At 67.9% G+C, this 22,640-nt stretch carries 19 protein-coding genes; 12 read left to right on the forward strand and 7 right to left on the reverse strand.

The features are described from left to right. From CQY20_RS26300 to CQY20_RS26310, 3 genes are all read left to right on the forward strand, one after another. A partial coding sequence (locus CQY20_RS26300; protein ID WP_133119138.1) for a tripartite tricarboxylate transporter substrate binding protein occupies positions 1–928 on the forward strand: 928 nt, incomplete at its 5' end. After that, complete coding sequence (locus tag CQY20_RS26305) at positions 925–2,286, forward strand: MmgE/PrpD family protein (RefSeq protein ID WP_097943072.1); 1,362 nt, start codon at positions 925–927, stop codon at positions 2,284–2,286. The genes CQY20_RS26300 and CQY20_RS26305, both read left to right, overlap by 4 nt. Beyond that, positions 2,279–2,992, forward strand: coding sequence for an SDR family NAD(P)-dependent oxidoreductase (locus CQY20_RS26310; RefSeq protein WP_133119139.1), 714 nt, complete (start codon positions 2,279–2,281; stop codon positions 2,990–2,992). Before CQY20_RS26305 ends, CQY20_RS26310 begins: the two co-directional genes overlap by 8 nt. On the opposite strand, the gene CQY20_RS26315 is transcribed toward CQY20_RS26310, so the two are convergent. Then, positions 2,976–4,340 (reverse strand): MmgE/PrpD family protein, encoded by a 1,365-nt coding sequence (locus tag CQY20_RS26315; RefSeq protein WP_163701009.1) that lies wholly within the window; start codon positions 4,338–4,340, stop codon positions 2,976–2,978. The genes CQY20_RS26310 and CQY20_RS26315 overlap by 17 nt on opposite strands. Before the next feature lie 59 nt (positions 4,341–4,399). Between CQY20_RS26315 and CQY20_RS26320 the strand changes: the two genes are divergently transcribed. Both CQY20_RS26320 and CQY20_RS26325 read left to right on the forward strand, forming a co-directional pair. Continuing rightward, positions 4,400–5,800 (forward strand): MmgE/PrpD family protein, encoded by a 1,401-nt coding sequence (locus CQY20_RS26320; protein WP_097943078.1) that lies wholly within the window; start codon positions 4,400–4,402, stop codon positions 5,798–5,800. 100 nt (positions 5,801–5,900) lie between these two features. Further along, positions 5,901–6,959, forward strand: a complete 1,059-nt coding sequence (locus tag CQY20_RS26325; RefSeq protein WP_097943080.1) for an aldo/keto reductase — start codon at positions 5,901–5,903, stop codon at positions 6,957–6,959. Positions 6,960–7,157: 198 nt separating this feature from the next. Here CQY20_RS26325 and CQY20_RS26330 read toward each other — a convergent pair whose 3' ends face one another. Continuing rightward, a complete protein-coding gene (locus CQY20_RS26330) occupies positions 7,158–9,326 on the reverse strand; it encodes an acyl-CoA dehydrogenase family protein (RefSeq protein ID WP_097943082.1) in 2,169 nt (722 codons plus the stop codon). Positions 9,327–9,488: 162 nt separating this feature from the next. Here CQY20_RS26330 and CQY20_RS26335 point away from each other — a divergent pair, with 162 nt between their 5' ends. Next, the gene (locus tag CQY20_RS26335; protein ID WP_097943084.1) at positions 9,489–10,712 is read left to right on the forward strand and encodes an alpha/beta hydrolase; all 1,224 of its coding nucleotides are present in this window, start codon (positions 9,489–9,491) and stop codon (positions 10,710–10,712) included. Positions 10,713–10,736: 24 nt separating this feature from the next. Next, positions 10,737–12,149: a WS/DGAT/MGAT family O-acyltransferase gene (locus CQY20_RS26340; RefSeq protein WP_097943086.1), complete on the forward strand. Its 1,413-nt coding sequence runs from the start codon at positions 10,737–10,739 to the stop codon at positions 12,147–12,149. Here CQY20_RS26340 and CQY20_RS26345 read toward each other — a convergent pair whose 3' ends face one another. The 3 genes from CQY20_RS26345 to CQY20_RS26355 are packed head-to-tail and all read right to left on the reverse strand — an operon-like array spanning position 12,150 to position 15,766. Next, positions 12,150–13,388, reverse strand: a complete 1,239-nt coding sequence (locus CQY20_RS26345; RefSeq protein ID WP_097943088.1) for an alpha/beta hydrolase — start codon at positions 13,386–13,388, stop codon at positions 12,150–12,152. It lies immediately after the preceding gene. Then, the gene (gene fadD12 / locus CQY20_RS26350; protein ID WP_097943113.1) at positions 13,381–15,018 is read right to left on the reverse strand and encodes an acyl-CoA ligase FadD12; all 1,638 of its coding nucleotides are present in this window, start codon (positions 15,016–15,018) and stop codon (positions 13,381–13,383) included. Before fadD12 ends, CQY20_RS26345 begins: the two co-directional genes overlap by 8 nt. A 4-nt stretch (positions 15,019–15,022) precedes the next feature. Beyond that, positions 15,023–15,766, reverse strand: coding sequence for a lysophospholipid acyltransferase family protein (locus tag CQY20_RS26355; RefSeq protein ID WP_371871112.1), 744 nt, complete (start codon positions 15,764–15,766; stop codon positions 15,023–15,025). Positions 15,767–15,947: 181 nt separating this feature from the next. Between CQY20_RS26355 and CQY20_RS26360 the strand changes: the two genes are divergently transcribed. The 5 genes from CQY20_RS26360 (at position 15,948) to CQY20_RS26380 (ending at position 20,421) form a co-directional block, all read left to right on the forward strand. Beyond that, the gene (locus tag CQY20_RS26360; protein WP_097943092.1) at positions 15,948–16,727 is read left to right on the forward strand and encodes a crotonase/enoyl-CoA hydratase family protein; all 780 of its coding nucleotides are present in this window, start codon (positions 15,948–15,950) and stop codon (positions 16,725–16,727) included. A 10-nt stretch (positions 16,728–16,737) separates the two neighbouring features. After that, the gene (locus CQY20_RS26365; protein ID WP_097943094.1) at positions 16,738–18,282 is read left to right on the forward strand and encodes a helix-turn-helix domain-containing protein; all 1,545 of its coding nucleotides are present in this window, start codon (positions 16,738–16,740) and stop codon (positions 18,280–18,282) included. A gap of 81 nt (positions 18,283–18,363) precedes the next feature. Then, entirely contained in the window at positions 18,364–19,170 is an 807-nt protein-coding gene (locus tag CQY20_RS26370; RefSeq protein ID WP_097943095.1) for a class I SAM-dependent methyltransferase, read from the forward strand. A gap of 58 nt (positions 19,171–19,228) precedes the next feature. Beyond that, complete coding sequence (locus CQY20_RS26375) at positions 19,229–19,561, forward strand: DUF8129 domain-containing protein (protein ID WP_097943097.1); 333 nt, start codon at positions 19,229–19,231, stop codon at positions 19,559–19,561. A 47-nt stretch (positions 19,562–19,608) separates the two neighbouring features. Next, the gene (locus CQY20_RS26380) at positions 19,609–20,421 is read left to right on the forward strand and encodes an arylamine N-acetyltransferase family protein (protein WP_097943115.1); all 813 of its coding nucleotides are present in this window, start codon (positions 19,609–19,611) and stop codon (positions 20,419–20,421) included. Here the strand turns inward: CQY20_RS26380 and CQY20_RS26385 are convergent. Further along, the gene (locus CQY20_RS26385; RefSeq protein WP_097943099.1) at positions 20,399–21,412 is read right to left on the reverse strand and encodes an acyl-CoA dehydrogenase family protein; all 1,014 of its coding nucleotides are present in this window, start codon (positions 21,410–21,412) and stop codon (positions 20,399–20,401) included. The two genes, CQY20_RS26380 and CQY20_RS26385, sit on opposite strands and share 23 nt — an antisense overlap. Continuing rightward, a complete protein-coding gene (locus CQY20_RS26390; protein ID WP_097943101.1) occupies positions 21,400–22,593 on the reverse strand; it encodes an acyl-CoA dehydrogenase family protein in 1,194 nt (397 codons plus the stop codon). Before CQY20_RS26390 ends, CQY20_RS26385 begins: the two co-directional genes overlap by 13 nt. Between the last annotated feature and the right edge of the window lie 47 nt (positions 22,594–22,640).

Consider the following 22,640-nt stretch of genomic DNA (forward strand, 5'->3'; position numbering starts at 1 on the left):
CGGCGGCGGTGGCGGCGGAGGCGGAGGCAAGCAGGGCCCCGTCGAGGTGGTGACGCACAACGCCGTCGGTGGCGGCAGTGACGTCTTCACCCGCCAGATGATCAAGGTGATGTACGAGAACAAGATCATCGACACCAACTGGCCCGTCCGCAACATCCCCGCGGGCGACTCGATCGGTGCGATGTCGTACATGGTCGAACGAAAGGGCAACGATGGCTTGATCGCTCAGGTGACGCCGACATGGTTGGCGACGCCGATGACCGTCTCGAACGCGAATGTGAGCCTCGCAGACCTCACCCCGATCACCCTGGTGGCGACCGAGCCGCAGGTCGTCGTCACCAACGCCAACTCGCCGTACAACTCGTTCACCGATTTCATCAACGCCGCCAAGGCCGCGCCCGACACCCTGGTCCAGGCCGGTGGGTCAAGCACCGCCAACGACGCACTGACGCGACTCGTGTTGCAGGACACGCTCGGCGCCAAGTGGAAGTTCCTCTCCTTCGAGGACACCGGTTCCCGTATCACCGCGCTGCTGCGTAACGACGCCAACATCATGCTCGGCAGCGCGTCCGACGTCGCCGAGCAGGTCAAGGCCGGCCAGCTCAAAGTGATTGCCGTCATTGGTGATAAGCGTCTTGACACCTTCCCCGAGGTGAGCACCACCACGGAGCAGGGCATCGACACATCCAAGGTGCCGGTGCAGTTCCGCGCCGTGATGGGCGCCCCGGACATGTCGGAAGAGGCCGTGCAGCGCTATCAGGACTACCTCTCGAAGATGGTCGAGACCGAGGACTGGAAGAACCTGACCAAGAGCGACGGCCTGGTGACCCAGAACCTGCAGGATGAGGAGTTCGAGGCGTACCTGAAGGATCAGACGGATATCGTCGGTGGCCTGCTCGAGGGGCTCGGCCTGAGGAAGGATCAGTGACCACTGACGGCGAATCCGCCCTTCTCGCCGAGTTCGTCGCCGAGCACAGCAGCGACCGAATCCCCGAACCGGTGTTGCACGCCGCGCGCCGCGCGTTGGTCGACCACATCGGGGTGACGGTGAGCGGCTCTACGGATGACGCCACCCGGCGGGCACGTGAAGCGGTTGCCGCGAGCGAAAGTGGCGGTGCCGCAACGGTAGTCGGGGCCCATATGCGGGCCTCGGCACCGTTCGCCGCCTTCCTCAACGCGTTCGCGTCGCACGTGCTCGATCTCGACGACGTCTACAACCCGCCCGGCACAACGGTGCACGGTAGCTGCTCGGTGTGGCCGGCGATTCTGGCCGTCGCAGACACTCGTACCGTCACCGGCCGCGACGCGCTGGCCAGCTTCGCACTCGGATTCGAGGCGGAGACGCGTGTTGCGCACGCTGCCGGGCAGACGCATTACGACGCCGGTTGGCATGTCACCGGCACGTCGGGCCACATCGGCTCGGCCGCGGCTGCCGCCCGGGTAATGGGCTTGGGCCATAAGGAGGTCGAGCACGCCATCGCGGCGGGGGCAACGCAGGCGGCCGGGCTGCGCATCATGTCGGGCAGCGACCTGAAGAGTATGCATCCGGGCAAAGCGGCCATGGACGGGGTTTTGGCGGCGATCTTCGCCTCGCATCAACTGACTTCGGGATCGAAGGCGCTGGAAGGCGACTTCGGCTACCTCGCGGTGATGAGCGACGAGCCCGCGCCCGAGAAGATCAGCGCAGGTCTGGGCGAGACGTGGAACCTGATGCACAACGGGCACAAGCTCTATCCCAGTGGCTCCCTGACGCATCCGATGATCGACGGGGTCATCGCACTGGTCAGCCGCGACGACATCGCGCCAGGGGACGTCACCGGTATCGACATCAGGGTTTCGCCGCCCGCGGCACGCTTCACCGACTTGAAGGAGCCGACCACGCCGATGCAGGCGAAGTTCAGCCTGCGCCACTGCGCGGCCGCTGCGGCGGCGTTCCGCCGGGTCGGAATGGAAGAGCTGTCGCACCAGGTGCTGGCCCGGCCCGACATCATCGAACTGCGCGACCGGGTGAAGGTGGTCGCCGATCCGGCACTGGGCAAGCAGGACGCCGACGTCGAAATCGCTTTGGCCTCAGGCCAATCTCTGACCACCGAGGTGCGCGGAAACCGCGGAACGCCTGCGGCACCACTGAACGACGACGAGCTGGACGCCAAGTTCCGCGATCTGGTCGGCCCGGTCCTTGGCGCCGAGCGCACCGAGCGGCTGCTGTCGACGTGCTGGCGGCTCGACGAGCTGACCGACGTGTCGCACCTGCTGGCGCAAACCGTGCCGGGTGCCGATGGCTGACGCGACGCCCGACATCGCGCTGGTCACCGGCGCAGGCAGCGGCCTGGGCGCGGTGATCGCCGAACGCCTTGCCGCAGAGGGGCTTACGGTGGCCGTCAACACGCGAGCGCACACCCCGCAGGCCGAAGCGGTCGCGGCGGGCATCCGCGCCAACGGCGGATGTGCGTTCGCGGTCACCGCCAACGTGACCGACCCGTCGGCGGTGCGGCACATGTTCGAAGCCATCGCCGCGCGGGGCAGGCTGCGGGTGCTCGTCAACAATGCGTCCTATCGGCCGCGTCAGCGCGTCAACACCATCACCGAGGACGACTGGCACCAGGTGCGCTCGGTGACGCTCGACGGCGCGTTCCGCTGCATCCGGCATGGCCTGCCCGCATTGACTCCGGGCGGGCGGATCGTGAACATCCTGGGCCGCAACGCTCTTGCGGGTGACCCTGAGCGCGTGCATCTCTCGGCGGCCAAGCACGGGCTGCTGGGGCTGACCCTGGCGCTTTCCAAGGCGCTTCGCGCCGACGGCGTGGCGGTCAACGCCGTGTCACCCGGGGTCGACGTCGACACCGACGGACCGGAGCTGGATCTGTGCCGCGTCGAAATCGCCTCGCAGGTGGCGCGGTTGGCCTTTGCGGACGCCGCCGAGGTGACCGGCACGGTGGTCCGGGTCGACTGCGACGGCGCGGCGGCCGTCAGCGCTAGTCAGGCGTGGTGAGCTCGAGCATCGAATCGACAGTGGCTGCGTCCTTGATCGAGAAGACGGCAGCGGCAAGCTTTTCCGCACGGTCATGGCCGATCACATCGTCGGCAAGGCCGTGGAATTTCTCTTTCAGCTCGTCGTCGGTCAGCCGGTTGCCTGGAGTGCCTCGCGCATGATCGACCCACGTCTTCACTGTCTCGCCGTCGGTGGTCAGCGCCGTCGCGCCGGCCTGCGTGTGCGGCACCTCCGGGTCGGGCAGCACCTCGATCTTCGCCATCACCTCGCGCACGTCGTCGCGGTACACGGCCGTGTCGGAAAACTCTCTCTCACCCGCCCTGCCGTCAAGCAGCGCGATCGCGCAGGCGAACGTCACCGAGAACTTGCCCTCCAAACCCGTTCGCGGATCCGTCTTTCCGGTCAGTTCGCGAACCAGCGGATGCACATGAAGCTTGATGGAGTCGATGCGGTCGGCGGTCAAGCCCTTGCGGACCGCCAGATCACGGACGGCGTCGACGGCCGGGTGGATCACGACACCGCACGCGTAGGGCTTGACCCCGTTGTCGAAGATCTGCCACCGCTCACCGAGGCCGTCCACCAGGTCGGCGGGCGTGCTCGCCGACGACATCACCGCGAACATCGCGCGGCGGCCCTGCAGCGGGTCGGGCGCGCCGGTGAATCCGCCCGCGGCCAGCAATCCGGCCCAGACTCCCGCCGATGCGGCGTGCCCGGCGTGGAACGGCTTGGTCATGGTGCCGAACTGCTCGCGGTGACCGGACGCCTGCGTCGCCGCGATGCTCAGGCAGTGCGCCGCGGTGATGCCCTGCAACCCGAGCAGCCTGATCGCGACCGTCGCCGACGCCAGCGCACCCGTCGTGCCGGTCATGTGCCAGCCCGCGTCGTAGTGCTCGGGATACAGCGCGTTGCTGACCCTTGCCGACAACTCGTAGCCCAACGCGTGCGCGGCCAACAGGTCGATGCCGCGGCTGCCCCTCCATTCGGCAAGCGCCGTGCCCGCGGAATACAGCGGGGTGGTGGGATGCAAGATGGTCGGCACATGCGTGTCGTCGAAATCCAATGCATGGCAAGCGATTCCATTGACCAAGGCAGCATCGGTGGCCCGCAGCTTCTCCCGCGTGCCGAGGGCTGTAGCCTGCGGTTCGCCACCCAGCAGACGGCACTGCTCCCTGGCGATGCTGGCCGCAGGCTCGGACGCACCCGCAATCGCCAAACCGACGTGGTCGAGCAGGCATCGAGTGCTCTCGTGCAGGACGTCGCCGGGAATTTCGTCGGGCGAGGTGCCGGACACGAAGTCCAGCAGGGTTCGCGTCTCGGCCGAAGTGCGGTCGTCGTAGTCGTGCGCCATAGTAATCTGTATAAGAGAAATTGTTTCCGTAATACAGACGCAATTGATCGGAGCCGGCATTGACCGAGGAACAGTCAGTAAGTTGTGCGCTGGCCCGGTTCGCGGCCGGGCTGCGCATCGAGGACCTTCCCGCTGATGTCGTGCACCAGGCAGTGCGATGTCTGGTGGATTGGCTGGGCTGCACCATCGCGGGCTCCGCCACCGCGGAAGGGGAACGGGTCCGCGCCGGGATCGCTGCGCTCGACGCAGGCGACGGGTCGCGCACCGCACCGATCGTCGGCAGTCGCCAGCGGACCGGCATCGGTTATGCGGCGTTGGCCAACGGAATAGCCGCGCACGTGCTTGATTTCGACGACACGTTCAACCCCGAGCGCACCACCATCCACGGCAGCGCGCCGCTGTGGCCGGCGATCATCGCCGCCGCCGAACTGGTTCCGGTCACCGGACGGGCCGCTGTCGAAGCGTTCGTCGCCGGATTCGAGGTGCAGACTCGCGTCGCCGTCGCGGCAGGTCCCGGACACTACGACGTCGGGTGGCATGTGACCGGCACGGTCGGCCACATCGGCGCGGCAGCGGCCACCGCCCGTCTGCTCAACCTGTCGCCGGAACAGACGCTTGCCGCGATGGGCACCGGCGCCACCCAGGCGGCGGGCATGAAAGTCGTGTACGGGTCGATGGGCAAGTCGCTGCACCCGGGCAAGGCCGCCATGGACGGGCTGCTCTCGGGATTCCTTGCGCGCGACGGCTTTACGTCCAGCCCCGAGCCAATCGAGGGGCATCGCGGATTCCTGCATCTGTTCTCGCCGGATCCCGTGCCGTCGCGGGCACTCGAAGGCCTTGGGTCGACGTGGTACCTGCCGCGCGACGGGTTCAAGCCCTACGCCTGCGGTTCGCTCACCCACCCGCCGGCGCAGGCGCTTCTGGAACTGCGCTCACAGTACGGCCTGACGCCCGACGACGTCGACGGCGTCGACGCCTATGTGCACGACTACGTGAAAACCACGACAGGACTCGCGGATCCGCGCACCGGGCTCGAGGGCAAGTTCAGCATCTACCACGTGCTGGCGGTCGCCCTCGCCGACGGCGCCGCGTTGCTCGATCAGTTCACCGACGAGCGGGTCGCCGACCCGGCACTGGTCGCCATCCGCGAACGCATCCACGTGCACGTCGACCCCGAACAGCACAAGGACTCCGCGCGCGTCGTGCTGACATTGCGGGACGGCCGCACCCTTGAGCGCCATGTGGCGCACAATCTCGGCACCCCGGACAACCCGATGACCGATGAACAACTCGAAGAAAAGCTCATCGGCCTGGCGACGCCGGTGCTCGGCGGCGCCCGCGCCAAGGAGATCGCGGCGACCTGTTGGCGTCTGCTGGATCTCGCCGACGTGTGCACGGTTGTCGACCTGAGCTCGCCGGAGGATCAGTCGAACAGCGAGCCCCCCGGCAGCGGCAGGTAGAACCCGAATATCGAAGTCGCGGGCACGCAGGCCACGGCGGCCCCGACGAGCAAGAGCACGATGCCCCGAATAAAATTCGTCGCGGCGCGGTTGTTCGAACGTGCAGCATTTCACCTTCGGCCGCAACAACGGCCTGCGCGTCTCGGCACTCGCGCTCGGGGCGGTCACATTCGGTTCACGGTGGGCCTACGGCTCTACATCCGAGGACATCCCCCGCATCGTCGACAAGTTTGCCGACGCCGGCGGCACATTCATCGACACCGCCGCGAATTATCAGGACGGCGACTCCGAGGAGAGTCTGGGCCGCCTGCTTGACGGCAGGCGCGACGACTTCACCGTGGCGACCAAGTTCGCCATTGGCGGCAAAGACGGCAGCGGCGTGCTGCAGACCGGCAACAGCCGCCGCGCGATGACCCGGGCGGTGGAGGGCAGCCTGCGCAGGCTCCGCACTGATTACATCGACCTGCTGTGGGTGCACTTCCCCGACTTCGTGACGCCGATCGACGAGATCGTACGTGGCTTGGACGATCTCGCGCGAGCCGGAAAGATCCTGTATGCCGGGCTGTCGAACTTCCCGGCGTGGATGACGTCCCGCGCGACGACGTTGGCCGAATTGCGCGGTGCCATACCGATTTCAGGGATTCAGGTGGAGTACAGCCTCGTCGAACGCAGCGCCGACCGGGAGAACCTGCCGATGGCGGAGTCGCTCGGCCTTGGTGCGGCGTTGTGGTCACCGCTCGGCGGCGGTCTGCTGACTGGTAAATACCGGACGGGGTCGAAGGGGCGGCTGACCGAATGGAATCGCGTCGTGCACACCGAAACCGACGACCCGGTAAAGGCCGCGACCGTCGACGCCGTGCTCGCCGTCGCCTCTGAAATAGGCGTTCCCGCAGCGCAAGTCGCGGTGGCATGGATTCTCGAACGTGCGCGCAGATCGACCACCGGCGTCGTGCCGATCATCGGGCCGCGCACCGTCGAACAACTCGACTCGTATCTGGCTGCGCTGGATGTCCGCCTCGACGACTCGCACTATCAACGGCTCGACGAGGTCAGCCGCATCCGCTTGGGCGCCCCGTTCGAACAACTCGCTCGGGATGTCACCTTGCCCATCGGTGGCGACACGGAAGTGTTCGCGCCGGCCCAAATCCCTCGCCCTTAGCGGCGAGCGTGCGTGTCTGCAGCGCGACACGCGATAGAAAATCCAATTTTGCGCACGCTCGCGACGCTTCGGACTGTCAGGCGAAACCCACCGCCACCTTGCGCGAGCGTGCGCAAACTTCGTGATTCACACGGCGTGTCGCCCGCAGACACGCACGCTCGCCGAGACTGGGGGGGAGAGGAGATACCGACCGCGACCCTATTTCAACAGCGGGTCGCGGGGGAGGCCTAGGATACGCTCGGCGATGGTATTGCGGGTGATCTCCGACGTGCCGCCGGCAATCGTCATCGCGCGCCCGCCGAGATAGCCGCGCAGAAGCTTCTGATTACCGCCGACGACAGCTGAGGAGCCCGCCAGCGCGAGGGCCAATTCCGTTAGATGCTGGACGGATTCGGCGACCAGCAGCTTGGTCACGTTGCCCTCAGGGCCCGGTTCCGCGCCCGCGATGGCGCGGCTCGCGCGCCGCAGATTCAGCAGGCGCAGCGTGTGGATCTCGGCGATCACCTCGCCCGCGCGCAGTACATGGTGCGCGGCCACATCGGCAGGGACGCTGTCGAGCAGCTTGATCAAGTCGTCGGTGTCGAAACCCGTTGGCCCGCCTGACCCGCCGCCGATAGAAATACGCTCGTTGCCCAGCGTCGCCCTGGCCACCAGCCAGCCCTTGTTCACATCGCCGACGACGTCGGAGTCCGGCACGAAGACGTCGTCGAAGAACACCTCGTTGAAGTGCGAGTCGCCGGTCAGGCCGCGCAGCGGATTCACCTTTACCCCGGGGGCTTTCATGTCGATCGCCATCATCGTGACGCCGGCGTGCTTGGGCGCCTCCGGATCAGTGCGCACCGTCGCCAGCCCCCACTGGCAGTGCTGCGCGAGGCTGGTCCACACCTTCTGCCCGGTGACCCGCCAGCCGCCGTCGACCTTCTTCGCCGCCGTGCGCACCGCGGCGGCATCGGAGCCGGCGTTCGGTTCGGAGAACAACTGGCACCACATCACCTCGCCACGCAGCACCGGTTCGACCCAGCGCTCGCGTTGGTCGTCGGTCCCCGCTTGGGCGATGGTCAACGCCACCCAGCCGGTGATACCCATGTCGGGGCGCTCGACGTCGGCGAACTCCTCTTCGATGACCAACTGCTCGAGCACGTCGGCGGCCCGCCCCCACGGCTTGGGCCAGTGCGGAACCAGATAACCGGAGTCGACGAGGAAGTCGCGTCGTTTGTCCTGGGGCAGCGACCGCACCTTCTCGGCGGCCTCGCGGGCCTGCTTGCGGTACTCCTCTGCCTCCGGGGGCAGCGTGAACTTCGCGCCGTGCGCCTGTCCGCTGCGCTTGGCCTCGACGACGTCCAGCAGCGGGTCGCCGCCGTCGCCCATGAGCGCCGCGAGCGTGCGCGCGCGCCGCAGATAGAGATGGGCGTCGTGCTCCCACGTGAAGCCGATGCCGCCGTGCAGCTGAATGTTGTTCTCCGCGTTGCACACTTGCGAGCGAATCGCGTGCGATGCCGCCACAGCGCCGGCGAACCATGCGCTGTCCAGATCGGACGCACGGGCGGCGTCCCACACCGCCGCGGCGGTCTGCTCGGCATCGACGAGCATGTTCGCGGCATGGTGCTTGACGGCCTGGAACGTGCCGATGGTCCTGCCGAACTGCTCGCGGACCTTCGCGTACTCGACCGCCATCTCCAAGCTGGCCCAGGCCACGCCGACCGCCTCCGCCGACGCCAGGATCCGCCACGCAGTGCGGGCACGCCGCGCGGCACCACGCAGTACCCGGTCTTCGGCGACGGTCACGCCGCGCAGGGTCACCGACCCGACACTGCGCGTGGTGTCCAAAGACTCCAGCGCGCTCACCGTGACACCGTCTGTTTTTGCGTCGACGACCACCACGTCGTCGCGTGCGATGAGCACAAGCACATCGGCATCGGGCGCGCCGAGCACCGCGGGCACCTCGCCCGTGACGTCACGGTCAGCTCCGACGACGACACTGCCGGACACCCCGAGCGCACCGACGGCGGACCCGTCGCACAACGACGGAAGCAATTGCGTCCGAAGCGAATCCGATGCACACCGGTCGATCACCACCGCAGCGGACACCGTCGGCAGGAAAGGGCCCGGCGTCAACTCGCGACCCTGAGCCTCGAGCACCACCGCCAGTTCGGCGAGCCCGAAACCCGAGCCGCCGTGCTCCTCGGCGACCGCCAGCCCCAGCCAGCCCAGATCCGTCGCCGCCTTCCACATGTCGTCCGGATGCGACGAGCCGCCTTCCAGGCTGGCTCTCGCCGCCGCCCTGCCGGACAACCGCGTCAACTGGCCGATCGCCGCGTCGGCGAGATCCTGGTGTTCGTCGGTGATCGCTAGCGCTGACTTGCTCACGTTGGAAGTCCTTTGCCGTTGACACGTGTCAGTAGAAAGTTAACCCGCATTCTGGCAGGCGCGAAGATGTGAGCCAGCTCACATCCCGCACTCGGCGTGCAAATAGTAGACAACCCGCGGAAGTTGTCGTTTCTGAATTCCCAGGCGGGGTACGCTCCGGCCATGACGCTACGGCCGGAAGCCCGGCGACCCGCGCCATCTCTACTGGACTGTGCCCGCTGGCTTCTGCGCGCAGGCCCATCCGATTACCTCCTGGCGATGAGCGTCGCGCCGGCGTCGCTGCCCATCGTGGGGAAACACTTTGAGCCCCTTGGTGCTGCGACCGCCATGGGCATCTGGGGCTACCGGCACGTCCCCGACTTCGTCGCCGCAACCGCGCGGGGTTGGTTCACGCCCCGCCAGGCGGAGCGTCGCCGCCGGGAGTTGGAGGCCACCAACGAGGTCATCGACGCGGCACTGCGCGGGGTCGTGTCGCCGGCCGACCTGGCGATCGACTGGCCAGCGCCGCAGCGGTCGGCGCCCGCGCTGCAGATCCGCCAGCACCGCCGCAGCCTGCACCGCTCCTCGGTCCGCTACGGCGATCACCCGTCGCAGTTGCTGGACGTCTGGCGGCCGAAGGAGCTGCCGGTCGAACCGGCGCCGGTGATGATCTTCGTGCCGGGCGGCGCCTGGGTGCACGGCGGCAGGCAACTGCAGGGCTACGCGCTGATGTCGCACCTGGCCCGACAGGGTTGGGTGTGTCTGTCGGTGAACTACCGGGTGGCGCCGCATCACCGGTGGCCCAAGCACATCGACGACGTCAAGGCCGCGATCGCCTGGGCGCGCGCCAACGTCGACCGGTTCGGCGGCGACCGCAATTTCGTTGCGATAGCGGGATGTTCGGCCGGTGGGCACCTCGCCGCGTTGGCCGGGCTCACCGCCAACGCCCCGGACATGCAGGCCCACCTGGCGCCCGGGTCGGACACCTCGGTCGACGGCGTCGTCGGTATCTACGGCCGATACGACTGGGAGGACCGCTCCACCCCCGAGCGTGAGCGGTTCGTCGACTTCCTCGAGACGGTGGTGGTCAAGCGCAAGATCGACCGCCACCCGGAGATCTTCCGCAAGGCCTCGCCGATCGCCCAGGTTCACCCCGACGCCCCGCCGTTCTTGGTCGTCCACGGCACCGGCGACTCGGTCATCCCGGTCGAGCAGGCGCGCAGCTTCGTCGAGCGCCTGCGGCCGGTATCCCGTTCGGTGGTCAGCTACGTCGAGTTGCCGGGCGCGGGCCACGGGTTCGACCTGACCGACGGCGGCCGCACCGGCTCGGTCGCGACCGCAATCGGCCTGTTCCTCAACCACATTCACCGAAACCGGTCGATGGGCACCGCCAAAGAGGTTATATAGACGCCTCCGGGAGGAGGTATCTGGGTGAAGAGGCTCAGCGGCTGGGACGCGGTACTGCTGTACTCCGAGACGCCGACGGTGCACATGCACACGCTGAAGCTGGCGGTGATCGAACTCGACGATCTGGGCGGCCGCTCCTTCGGCATCGACGAGTTCCGTGAGGTGATCCGCGGCCGGCTCTACAAGCTCGAGCCGTTCTGCTACCAGCTCGTCGACATCCCGTTCAAGTTCCACCACCCGATGTGGCGGGAGAACTGTGAAGTCGACCTCGAGTACCACGTCCGCCCGTACCGCGTGGAGCGCCCAGGCGGCCGACGCCAACTCGACGAAGCCGTCGGCCGCATCGCCAGCACCCCGCTCGACCGCAGCAGGCCGCTGTGGGAGATGTACTTCATCGAAGGCCTGGCCGACGACCGGATCGCGGTACTCGGCAAGATCCATCACGCGCTGGCCGACGGCGTCGCCTCCGCCAACCTGCTGGCGCGGGGGATGGACATGCAGCCGCCGATCGACCGCGATTCCTATCCGACCGGTCCAGCGCCGCGGCCCGCCGAGCTGATCCGCACCGCGTTCGTCGACCACCTGCGCCAGATCGGGCGGCTGCCCGGTGTGCTGCGCTATACCGCGCAAGGCATCAACCGGGTGCGCAAGAGCGACAAGAAGCTCTCCCCCGAGTTGACCCGTCCCTTCACCCCGCCGCCGTCGTTCATGAACCATCGCATCGACGCGCAACGCAAGTTCGCCACCGCGACACTGCCTCTCGCCGATGTGAAACAGACCGCCAAGCACCTCAGTGTCACCATCAACGACATGGTGCTCGCCATCTCGGCCGGAGCGCTGCGCCAGCTCTCGCTGAAATACGACGGTCACGCCGACCACCCGCTGTTGGCCTCTGTGCCAGTCAGTTTCGACTTCTCGCCGGACCGCATCTCCGGCAACCGCTTCACCGGCGTGATGATGGTGGTGCCGATCCAACTGGCGGATCCGCTAGAGCGGGTGCAGGCCGTGCACGACGCCGCGGTCGAGGCCAAGGAGACGCACCACCTGATGGGCCCGGAGCTGATCAGCCGATGGTCGGCGTACTTCCCGCCCGCGCCCGCCGAACGGCTGTTCGGTTGGCTCGCAGACAAAGACGGCCAGAACAAAGTGCTCAACCTGCCGATCTCGAACGTACCGGGCCCGCGCCAGTACGGCCGCGTCGGCGGCGCACTGGTCACCGAGATCTACTCCGTCGGCCCGCTGACGACGGGCAGCGGGCTGAACATCACGGTGTGGAGCTATGTCGATCAGCTGAACATCTCGGTGCTGTCCGACGGCGCGACCTTGGAAGACCCGCACGAGCTCACCGACGCGATGGTCGAGGCCTTCATCGAAATCCGCCGAGCGGCAGGGCTTTCCGGTGAGCTGACGGCCGTCGAAAAGGCGATGGCGCCGTAGCTATCTCTGGTCACGCTGAGCGTGCACCCAGGAGAGGAACTTCTCGACGGCCTGCGCCGTGTAGTGCCCGCGCGGGGAGCCGAAGAAGTCGAACGCGTGCTGGGCGTGCGGGATCTCGGCGTAGGCGACGGTGTCCTTCGACACGTCGCGCAGGGCGGCGACGAACTCGCGCGCTTCGGGCACGGGAATCAGCGAGTCGTTGACGCCGTGCAGCACGAAGAACGGTGGAGCGTCGGGCCGTACGCGGGTGATCGGTGACGCGTCGCGGTAGATCTGCAGGTGTTTGGTGAAGCGTTTCTTGACCACGAACCGCTGCAGCAGAATGAACACGAACTCCCACCGGCCGGGGCCCTTCGTGGTGAACCAGTCGTAGCGGCCGTAGATCGGCACCGCCGCGACGATGGAGGTGTCGGCGTCTTCGAAGCCCGGCTGGTACTGCGGGTCGTCAGGCGTCAGCGCGGCCAGCGCGGCCAGGTGCCCGCCTGCCGATCCGCCGGTGATTGCGACGAAATCCGGATCGCCGCCGTACTCGGCGATGTGCTCCTTGATCCAGGCCAGTGCGCGTTTGACGTCGACGATATGGTCGGGCCACGTGTGCCGCGGGCTGACCCGGTAGTCGATGGACACGCACACCCAGCCGCGTTCAGCGAGGTGGCTCAGCAGCGGATAGGCCTGCGGGCGGCGCATGCCGATCGACCACGCCCCGCCGGGCACCTGCAGCAGCACCGGTGCCTTGCCGTCGCGCGGCAGGTCGTGTCGACGCCAGATGTCGGCGAAGTTGGCCCGTGGGTGCGGCCCGTACCGCACCACGTTCGTCTTCTCGACGTAGCGCCGAAGGATGAAGTCGTTCGGCACCACGTGCGTCAGCCTGCGCCGCCGCATCGGCTGGGACTGGGCGGCGACCTCCTCGTAGCGGTCGCCGAGCGCCTCGCGCAGCGGCTCCTCGAAGTACGGTTGCGACTCGACGTTGCGGCGGTGAATCAGATACAGCAGGCCCCAGGTGATCACCTTGAGCAGCAGCGCGATTCGGCCGCCGCGGGTGGCATAGTCGCCGCGCACCCAGCGCCACAGCGCGCCGAGCATCGAGCCCACCATGTACAGCGGCGCCATCTCGCTGGTCGGCCATCCGAGGAAGAACGCCGGAATGGTGGGATAGCCGTCACGCCCGAACGGCCGCACCCCGTTGGCAGCGTTCGCCAACTCGAGCCCGGCGCGAAGCAGGGGCCTGCGTTTACCCATCGGACCCGTCCTCGACCATCGCATACAGTTCTTTGCGCACAATCTTTCCGGTGATGCCTCGTGGCAACTCCTCGACCACGGTGATCTGGCGTGGCACTTTGTAATTCGCCAAGTTCTCCCGCACGTGCTGCTTCAATGTGTCCGGTGATGCCGAGGCGCCGCCGGTCAGGACGACGAACGCCGCCAACCGCTGACCGTACTGTTCGTCGTCGACGCCGATGACCGCGGCCTCGGCCACGTCCGGGTGCGCGGCAAGCGTCTTCTCCACCTCGATCGGGTAGACGTTCTCGCCGCCGGAGACGATCATCTCGTCGTCGCGGCCGACGACGAACAGCCTGCCGTTCTCGTCGACGTAGCCCATGTCGCCCGACGCCATGAAGCCGTCCTGGAAGTCCTTCGAGGTGCCGGAGGTGTATCCCCTGAACAGCGTGCTGCTGCGGCAGAAGATCTGGCCGACCTCGCCGGTGGGAACCTCACGAAACTCCTTGTCCAACACCCGGATCTGCGTGCCCGGCGCAGGCTTGCCCGCGGTGTCGGGGGCCGCACGCAGATCTTCGGGCGTGGCTGAGGCGATCAAACCGGCCTCCGTGGCGTTGTAGTTGTTGTAGATGACGTCACCGAACTGGTCCATGAACGCCGTCACCACATCGGGGCGCATCCGCGAACCCGACGCGGCGGCGAACCGCAGGGACCGTCCGCTGTAGCGGTTTCGTACCCCGTCGGGCAACTCCATAATCCGGTCGAACATCACCGGAACCACCGCGAGCCCGGTCGCCTTGTGCCGGTCGACCAGCTCCAGCGTCGCCTCCGGGTCGAACTTGCGCCGGGTCACGATCGTGCACGCCATCGTCGCGGCGAAGATCATCTGCGAGAAGCCCCACGCGTGAAACATCGGCGCCGCGATCACGACCGCTTCCTCGGTGTGCCACGGTGTGCGGTCCAGGATGGCCTTCAGCGCGCCGATGTCGCCGCCGGTCATCTTGGCGCCCTTGGGTGTTCCGGTCGTGCCGGACGTCAGCAGGATCGTCCGCGGTTTCTCGCTGGCGCGCTTGGGTTCTTTCCCGGCGTGCGCCGCGATCATCGATTCGACGGTCTTAGCACCGTGTAAAGACGGGTCGTCGGTCCAGGCGATGATGCGGGTGGTGTCGGGCTTGTCCGCCAGCGCGCGGTCGACGATCTCGGTGAACTCTTCGTCGTAGACGACGGTGTCGGCGCCCTCGCGGGCGACCACCTCGGCCAACGCGGGACCGGCGAACGAGGTGTTCAACAGCAGCAGATCCGAGCCGATACGGTTGGCCGCCACGACGGCTTCGATGAAGCCCCGGTGGTTGCGGCACATGACACCGAGCACCCGCGGCTGACCGCCCGGCAGCGCCTGCAGCGCGGCCGCGAACGCGTCACAGCGCTCATCGATTTCACGCCACGTCAGCGTCCCGATCTCGTCGACCAGACCCGGCCGGTCCGGGCAGCGTTGCGCAGACGACGCGAATCCCGAGACAGACGAGACGTTTTCGCGGCGCATGGCGGCGGCGATGCGCAGATACTTGTCGGGCCGCAGCGGCGCGACCATCCCCGCCCGGCGCATGGTCGACACCAGGCCGAGCGTGTCGGTCAGTCGGTCGAGCAGCATGTGCTCATCCCAGAACCGGGAGCCGGCGCTCGGCGGCCAATTCGTCAAGCGCGCGCTGCATGACGTAGCGGACGTGGGCGTCGACCTCGTCGATGTCCGGGTTCTCGCCGAACTCGGCGACGATGTCGATGGGCGGCAGTACCTGCATGACGATCTTGCTGGGCAGCGGGATGTTCGGCGGGACAACCAAACTGAGTCCGAACGGGAAGCCGAAGGAGATCGGCACGATCTTGGCCCGCACCAGCCGGGCGATCGGACCGAGCCGCTCGGCCAGCCAGGTGCCGCGCGACAGGTACAGCTGGGTCTCCTGCCCGCCGATGCCCACCGCGGGCACGATCGGCACGCCCGCGTTCAGCGCGGCCTTGACGTAGCCGGTGCGGCCGCCGAAGTCGATCTTGTTGGCGCTCAACGTGGGCCGGTAGACGTCGTAGTCGCCTCCGGGGAACACGATGACCAGGCCGCCCGAGCGCAACGCCTCGTCGGCGTTCTCGTGGTTGGCGCTGATGTAGCCGATCTTGCGGAAGAAGTCACCCGTCGGCCCGACCAGCAACATGTCGTGGCTGAGGGTGTAGATCGGTCGGTTGTAGCCGTGCTCGTGGTAGAACTCCGCCGACAGGATCGGCACGTCCATCGGCAGCAGGCCGCCGGAGTGGTTGCACACCACAAGGGCGCCGCCGGGCGGCACGTTCTGTAGCCCGCGCACCTCCGCGCGGAAGTACCGCTTGAGGATCGGGCGCAGCACTCCCATCACGCGCTCGGTGAGACCCGGATCCCACTTGGTGAGTTCCGATGGCTCGATATCGGCTGTCGTCAACGGGCCACCCCTCGTCGCTCGCGCCGCGCAAGGCGCACGCAATTAGAACATGTTCTAGTTTCATGGTACCCAGCCGCCGGAATGGCGTTACCGCACCTCGCCTAGCATCACCGACGTGAGCGAAGAAGCCAAAACCGAAGAGGTCGTCCTCGTCGAGCAGCGCGACCGCATCTTGATCATCACCATCAACCGGCCCCAGGCCAAGAACGCGGTGAACGCCGCGGTCAGCCAGGGTTTGGCCGACGCGATGGACCGGCTCGACAGCGACCCGGGCCTCTCGGTCGGCATCCTGACCGGTGCGGGCGGCTCATTCTGTGCGGGCATGGACCTCAAGGCGTTCGCCCGCGGCGAGAACGTCGTCGTCGAGGGCCGCGGCATGGGCTTCACCGAGCGTCCGCCCGAGAAACCGCTGATCGCCGCGGTCGAGGGCTACGCGCTGGCGGGTGGCACCGAGCTGGCGCTGGCCACCGACCTGATCGTGGCGTCGAGGGAGTCCGCGTTCGGGATTCCCGAGGTCAAGCGCGGCCTGGTGGCCGGCGGCGGCGGGCTGCTGCGGCTGCCGCAGCGCATCCCCTACGCCATCGCGATGGAGCTGGCGCTCACCGGCGACAACCTGCCCGCCGAACGCGCACACGCACTCGGCATGGTCAACGTGCTGGCTGAGCCGGGTTCGGCGCTGCAGGCCGCCATCGAACTCGCCGAGCGGATCACCGCCAACGGTCCGCTGGCCGTCGCCGCCACCAAGAAGATCATCGTCGAGTCGCGCGGCTGGACGCCCGAGAGCATGTGGCGCGAGCAGACCAAGATCCTGATGCCGGTGTTCAGCAGCAACGACGCCAGGGAAGGTGCGGTGGCGTTCGCCGAAAAGCGGGCGCCGAAGTGGACGGGCACCTGACACTGGAGGCATGACGCCGTCGGCCGACGCGTCCGACTGCGAAACGGCCGCGATCCGCGCGTACCTGCTCGGCGCGGATGACGAGTGCGCCGCGCACTGGGAGGCGGCGCATCGGGCGGCGTTGGCCGCGGACCGGCCCGACGAGGCCGCGCGCTACGCGTTCTGGCTGGGCCTGCTTCTGCTGATGGGCGGTCAACCTGCCCGGGCCAACGGCTGGCTGGCCCGCAGCGAGTCGCTGATCGCCGGTGTCGAGTGTCGTGCGTCGGGCTATCTGCTGATCCCCGCGGGCCTGGCCGCGCTCGAGGCGGGCGACCCGGAACGTGCCCGCGACACGGGCGCTAGCGCAACGGAGGTCGGCAGGCGGTTCGACGACCCGGATCTACGGTGCTTCGGCACGCTGTGTCAGGGGCAGGCGCTCATCGCGCTGGGTGATCCCGTCGCTGGGGTGGCCAAGCTCGACGAGGTGATGGTGGCGGCGACGACCGGTGAGCTCAATCCGATCACGACCGGAATCGCTTATTGCGCAGTGATTCTCGAGTGTGTCGGCCTGTTCGATTACCGGCGCGCCGCCGAATGGACCAATGCGCTGAGCGCTTGGTGCGACGCACGGCCGGGTCTGGTGCCGTTCCGCGGGCAGTGTCTGGTGCATCGCTCTCAGCTGCAGCAGGTGGAGGGCGACTGGCCCGCCGCTCTCGACAGCGCGCTCGACGCGTGTCTGCATCTCGCCGACCCTCCCCACCCCGCACTGGGGCTTGCGCACTATCAGCATGGCGAGATGCAGCGCCTGCGAGGCGCTTTCGATGTTGCCGAGCGGTGTTACCGCGACGCGAGCGGATATGGCGTCGACCCGGTGCCCGGTCTGGCGCTGCTGAAGCTGGCCCGAGGCGACGTCGCGGCCGCCCACGCAACCATCCAGCGCGCCCTGGTGCAGAACTGCGGTGGGGCGCCGAGGCCGGAGTTGTTGGCGGCCGCCGTCGAAATCCACCGTGCGGCAGGCGATGTGGCCGCAGCGCGCGAAACCGCTGACGCGCTGTCGGCGGTTGCGGCGACATCCGGGTCGGCGCTGCTGGGTGCCATGGCCGCCCAAGCCGACGGCGCGGTGTTGATCGCCTCTGGCGACGCCATTGCCGCGCTGCCCGTGTTGCGAGATGCGGCCCGTGCCTGGGGTGCGGCGAACGTGCCCTACGAGGTGGCGCGCACCGCGGTGCTGCTCGGGCTGGCGTGCTCGACGCTCGGCGATCGTGCCGGCGCGCAGATCGAGTTCGACAGCGCAGCAACGACTTTCGGTAGGCTCGGTGCTGCGCCGGACCTGGAACGGGTGAAGCGGTTGGTGGCGGGACTCGCCGACGAACCAGCCCACCGCGGCGCGCTTTCAGCTCGTGAGCTCGAGGTGCTGGCGCATCTGGCCGCGGGCCGATCCAACCGCGAGATCGCCGATCTGCTGGTCGTCAGCCCGCACACGGTCGCCCGCCACGTCGAACACATCTACGCCAAGCTCGGTGTTTCCAACCGCACGGCGGCGGCCGCCTACGCCTATCAGCATCACCTGGTGTGAGCATGGGCCACCTCGCCTATCACCGATAAATGGGTCGTTTGACCGATGTTTCGCGCGCTCGCGGCGGCCTAGCGTCCGCTCATGTCCACCGTTACCTATCGTCACTTCACCGGCCACGCTGCCGAGAACTATCAACGAGACTTCGTCCCCCTCATCGCGACACCGGTGTCGGAAAGCCTGCTGCGCATCGTGGATCTGCAACCGGGCGAACGCGTCGTCGACGTGGCCTGCGGCACCGGCCATGTCACCCGAGCCGCCGCCGAGGCGGTCGGCGACACCGGCTCGGTCATCGGAATCGACATCGCCCCCGACATGATCGACGTCGCCACATCGGTTCCCGCGAAGGGGCCACGAATCGACTGGCAGTTGTGCGACGCCGCCGCGCTGCCGCTGCCCGACGCATCCGTCGACGTCGCGCTCTGCCAGATGGGGTTGATGTTCATGCCGGACAGAGTCGCCGCGATCGCCGAAATGCGTAGGGTGCTGGCGCCGACGGGCCGGTTGGCGATCAACACGCCGGGCCGAATTTCGCCGTTCTTCGAGGCGCTCGAGACCGCGCTCGTCGACCACATCAGCGCCGACCTAGGCGGCTTCGTCAGCGCAGTCTTCTCCATGCACGACCCGTACGACGTCGTCACCCTGCTCACGCAGGCCGGCTTACGCGATGCGGAGTCGACGGTGGTCACCGTGAGGCTGACACTGCCCGCGCCCGCAGACTTCCTGTGGCGCTACATCGCGTTGACCCCGATGGCCGCGCTCATCGACCGCGCGCCGGAACAGGCCAAGTCGGCGATGGAACGTCAGTTCTCCAATCGCACCGGCCGCTACGTCGTCGACGGCGCAGCCCTGGTCGATCTACCGATGGTGGTCTCGACCGCTCGGCCCTGACCGCTCGCCCGTAACGCTCGCCGTGTTTCGGCGGGAGCGCGGTGGGCACCCAATAGGTATGGCCGCAAGCAACGAACTGCCCATCCCGGACTACGACCAACTGTCCCTCGCCGACCTGCGGCATCGGATCCGCTCACTGGAGGAGGGACCGCTGCGGCAGCTGTTCGACCACGAAAACGGGCACGGCAACCGCATCCCCGTTCTGGAGGTGCTGCACGCCCTCAAGGAGCTGCACGAGGGCGCGGAGCCGTCGGGCGGTGACCAGTCGAACGCGCCAGGCGCGGCCTCGACGCCGGCCGGATCGTCGGTCCAGGAGGCGACGGCCGCGGAAGCCAGCACCCCGCTTCGGCACGGAGTGGCGTCGCAGACGCCGTCGCGCGGCAAGCCGTGACAAATCAATAGTTGGCGCTCGGTCAGGTGTGCGACGATCACGCCATCATGACCGTCGCCGACTACTTCCGACGCGTGTCCTACTCCGGGCCCACGGAGCCGACCCTGGAGGTTCTGCAGGCACTCGTCGCCGCGCACAACCGCTCGATTCCGTTCGAGAACCTCGACCCGTTGATAGGCATCCCCGTCTACGACCTGACGCCTGATGCCCTCGAAGACAAGCTTATTCACCGCCTTCGCGGCGGCTACTGCTTCGAGCACAACGGACTGTTCACACATGTGTTGACGCAGTTGGGTTTTGGCGTCGAGCCGCTCGGCGGGCGAGTGGTGTGGATGACTGACAGCGACGAGCTGCCCGCCCAGACGCACATGACGCTGGCGGTGACGGTGCCGGGCGTCGAAGGCCGCTATCTCGTCGACGTCGGGTTCGGCGGGCAGACGCTGTCCTCACCGATCCGGCTGGAGGTCGGCACCGTGCAGCAGACCCGCCACGAGCCGTACCGGATTCGCGAACACGGCGACCGCCTGGTGCTGGAGTCCGAGATCCGCGGCAAGTGGGAACCGCTGTACCTGTTCACCGACAAACCGTTTCCGGTGATCGACCGTCGGGTCGGAAGTTGGTATGTGTCAACGTATCCGGGCTCGCACTTCGTCTACGGGCTGACCGTCGCGCTCGTCACCGACGAGGCGCGGTTCAACCTGCGCGGCCGTAATCTCGCGATCCATCGCAGAGACGGAAGCGAGCGGATCCGACTGGACAACGCCGCGCAAGTCGTCGAGGAGTTGACCGGTCGGTTCGGCATCGACCTCACCGGCCTGGGCGATGTTGAAGCCCGCGTCAGCCAGGTCCTGGACAGCTGACGACGACATCCCACGGATCGGCGGCGGCCAGCGTCATGCGGCCGAGCCGGCGCGCGTAATGCGCGGTGCTGCCGAAGTCGTCGATCCAGCTGCGGGCCCGCATGGTGGCCAGCCACAGCCGATATTCGCGCGTGACGCCGATCGCGCCGTGCAGTTGATGCGCGATGGTCGTGACCGGCTCCACCGCACGGCCGACGGACACCTTCGCCACCGTCACGGCGTAATCGGCCTGGTCGCTGTCGAATCCGTGGTCGGTGGCCGCGGCGATCGCCAATGCCGCTGCGGCGCGGGCCCGTTCGATCTCGCCGGCCATCGCGGCCAGGGAATGCTGTACGGCCTGGAACGCGGCCAGCGGCCTGCCGAACTGCTGCCGCTCGCGGGTATGCGCCACGGTCCACGCGGCGGCCGCGTCCATCGCGCCGACGATCTGCACGCACCGCGCCCACGCGCCGCGGCGAATCAACTCGTCAGCCACCGTCGGATCCAGCCGTGCCGCGCCGTCGACAGCCACATCGAATGCGAACGACCCGCGAGGCTCACCGGCCAGGTTGTGGCCGTCGGTGATCTGCGACGGCTCGACCACCGCGACATGTAGCTCGTCTCGCGTCCGCGCAGCCAGCACGACGGTGCCGCATCTTGGCCACGGCACATCGGCGGCCGTCCCGATGAGTCGTCGGTCCACAACCTCGGCCTCGGCGAGCGCAACGGTCAGCGGGCCGGTGCCGGGCACCGGCACGTCCTCCTCAGCGGCCAGCCACGCCGCCAACAGGTCCGTCTCGGCGATCGGAACCGCACCGGCATGACGCGCCAGACCCGACAGCACGACCGCAACCTCGGCAGCACCCGCGTCTCCGCTGCTGCTGAGCCGGCTCAATCCGGTGTCTTCGAGAGTGCGCCAGAGGGTTTCGTCGAAGTCCTCGGCCATGCCATGGCGGCGGGCGTCGAAGGAGCGGCGGCCGATGTCGTCGACCAATTGCGTCAACTCGTCCATGCCGCCCCCATGCTCTTGGCGACCACGCCGCGCAGCACTTCGTTCGTGCCACCGCGCAGGGTGAACAGTGGCGAATGCAGCCGCGCGGTGGCCAGCAGCGCGCGCAGTGGCGGCAGATGCGGCGAGCGGGCGTCGAGCGAGTCGATCAGGTCGGCCACGAGTTCGACGGTGTCCTGCTCGAAGCGGGTGCCGAGGTCCTTGACCAACGCGGCGCGCGTGGCGGCGTCACCGCCGCCGGACAGTGTGCGCGCCACCGACACCGACAACTGACGCAGCGAGATCATGCGCGCCATCAAATCGCCTACCTCGGCGGCGGTTCGGTCGTCGAAGATCCCGATCGCTCCTCGCGTCCGCGGTTCCTGTCCGCCGAGCGCGCGGATGGCGGCGAAGATCAGCGTCGCGGTGGACAGAATGCGTTCTGGACCACTGCGTTCGAACCCCAGCTCGGCGGTGACTTGGTGCCAACCGTTGCCGATCTGGCCCAGGACGTTGTCGTCGCTGACGAAGACCTCATCGAAGGTCACCTCGTTGAAGTGGTGTTCGCCGTTCATCAGCTCGATGGGGCTGATCGTGATTCCTGCGGAGTCGGTCGGCACGATGAACTGGCTGAACCCTGCGTGGCGGTGCTGAGGGTCGGGCGGGCTGGTCCGCGCCAGCACGACGATCTGGTGCGCGACGTGCGCGCCGCTGGTCCACACCTTGGTGCCGGTGAGCAACCAGCCGCCGTCGGTGGCGCTCGCACGGGTCTGCACGGCGGCCAGATCCGACCCCGCGCCGTGCTCGCTCATCCCGATCGCCGAGTACAGCTTGCCCGCCACGATCCGCGGCAGCAGCCGATGCCGCTGCTCCTCGGTGCCGAACGCCAACAGCCCCGGCGCCACCTGGCGGTCGGCGATCCAGTGCGCGGCCACGGGTGCGCCGTGGGCCAGCAACTCCTCGGTCACCACGTAGCGATGCAGGTAGCCGAGCCCGTGTCCGCCGTACTCCGTGGGGATGGTCAGCCCGACGAACCCGGCGTCGGCCAGCCGCGCAGAGAAGTCCGGATCCCATTTCGCCAGCCAGGAGTCGACGGCGGGGGTCCAGCCGTGTGCGGCGCGATCGGTGTCCAGGAACTCCCGGATCGACGTACGCAGCTCGGCCAGTTCCCCGTCGTTGGCGCACAGGGCGTCGAATTCGCTCACTGAAGAGGGCAGTCTAGTGAGCCGACCCGGTGAGCCGACCGCAGCAG

Origin of the sequence: Mycolicibacterium agri (assembly GCF_002553505.1) — a bacterium.
In the GTDB taxonomy this organism is placed as follows: domain Bacteria; phylum Actinomycetota; class Actinomycetes; order Mycobacteriales; family Mycobacteriaceae; genus Mycobacterium; species Mycobacterium agri.

Excerpts from the sequence above, each read along its gene's own strand:
- CQY20_RS26380 (WP_097943115.1), top strand. The coding sequence starts at position 19,609 with ATGACCGTCGCCGACTACTTCCGACGCGTGTCCTACTCCGGGCCCACG.
- CQY20_RS26385 (WP_097943099.1), bottom strand. The coding sequence starts at position 21,412 with ATGGACGAGTTGACGCAATTGGTCGACGACATCGGCCGCCGCTCCTTC.
- CQY20_RS26315 (WP_163701009.1), bottom strand. The coding sequence starts at position 4,340 with ATGGCGCACGACTACGACGACCGCACTTCGGCCGAGACGCGAACCCTG.
- CQY20_RS26335 (WP_097943084.1), top strand. The coding sequence starts at position 9,489 with ATGACGCTACGGCCGGAAGCCCGGCGACCCGCGCCATCTCTACTGGAC.
- CQY20_RS26375 (WP_097943097.1), top strand. The coding sequence starts at position 19,229 with ATGGCCGCAAGCAACGAACTGCCCATCCCGGACTACGACCAACTGTCC.
- CQY20_RS26365 (WP_097943094.1), top strand. The coding sequence starts at position 16,738 with ATGACGCCGTCGGCCGACGCGTCCGACTGCGAAACGGCCGCGATCCGC.
- CQY20_RS26310 (WP_133119139.1), top strand. The coding sequence starts at position 2,279 with ATGGCTGACGCGACGCCCGACATCGCGCTGGTCACCGGCGCAGGCAGC.
- CQY20_RS26355 (WP_371871112.1), bottom strand. The coding sequence starts at position 15,766 with ATGGGAGTGCTGCGCCCGATCCTCAAGCGGTACTTCCGCGCGGAGGTG.
- CQY20_RS26370 (WP_097943095.1), top strand. The coding sequence starts at position 18,364 with ATGTCCACCGTTACCTATCGTCACTTCACCGGCCACGCTGCCGAGAAC.
- CQY20_RS26345 (WP_097943088.1), bottom strand. The coding sequence starts at position 13,388 with ATGGGTAAACGCAGGCCCCTGCTTCGCGCCGGGCTCGAGTTGGCGAAC.
- fadD12 (WP_097943113.1), bottom strand. The coding sequence starts at position 15,018 with ATGCTGCTCGACCGACTGACCGACACGCTCGGCCTGGTGTCGACCATG.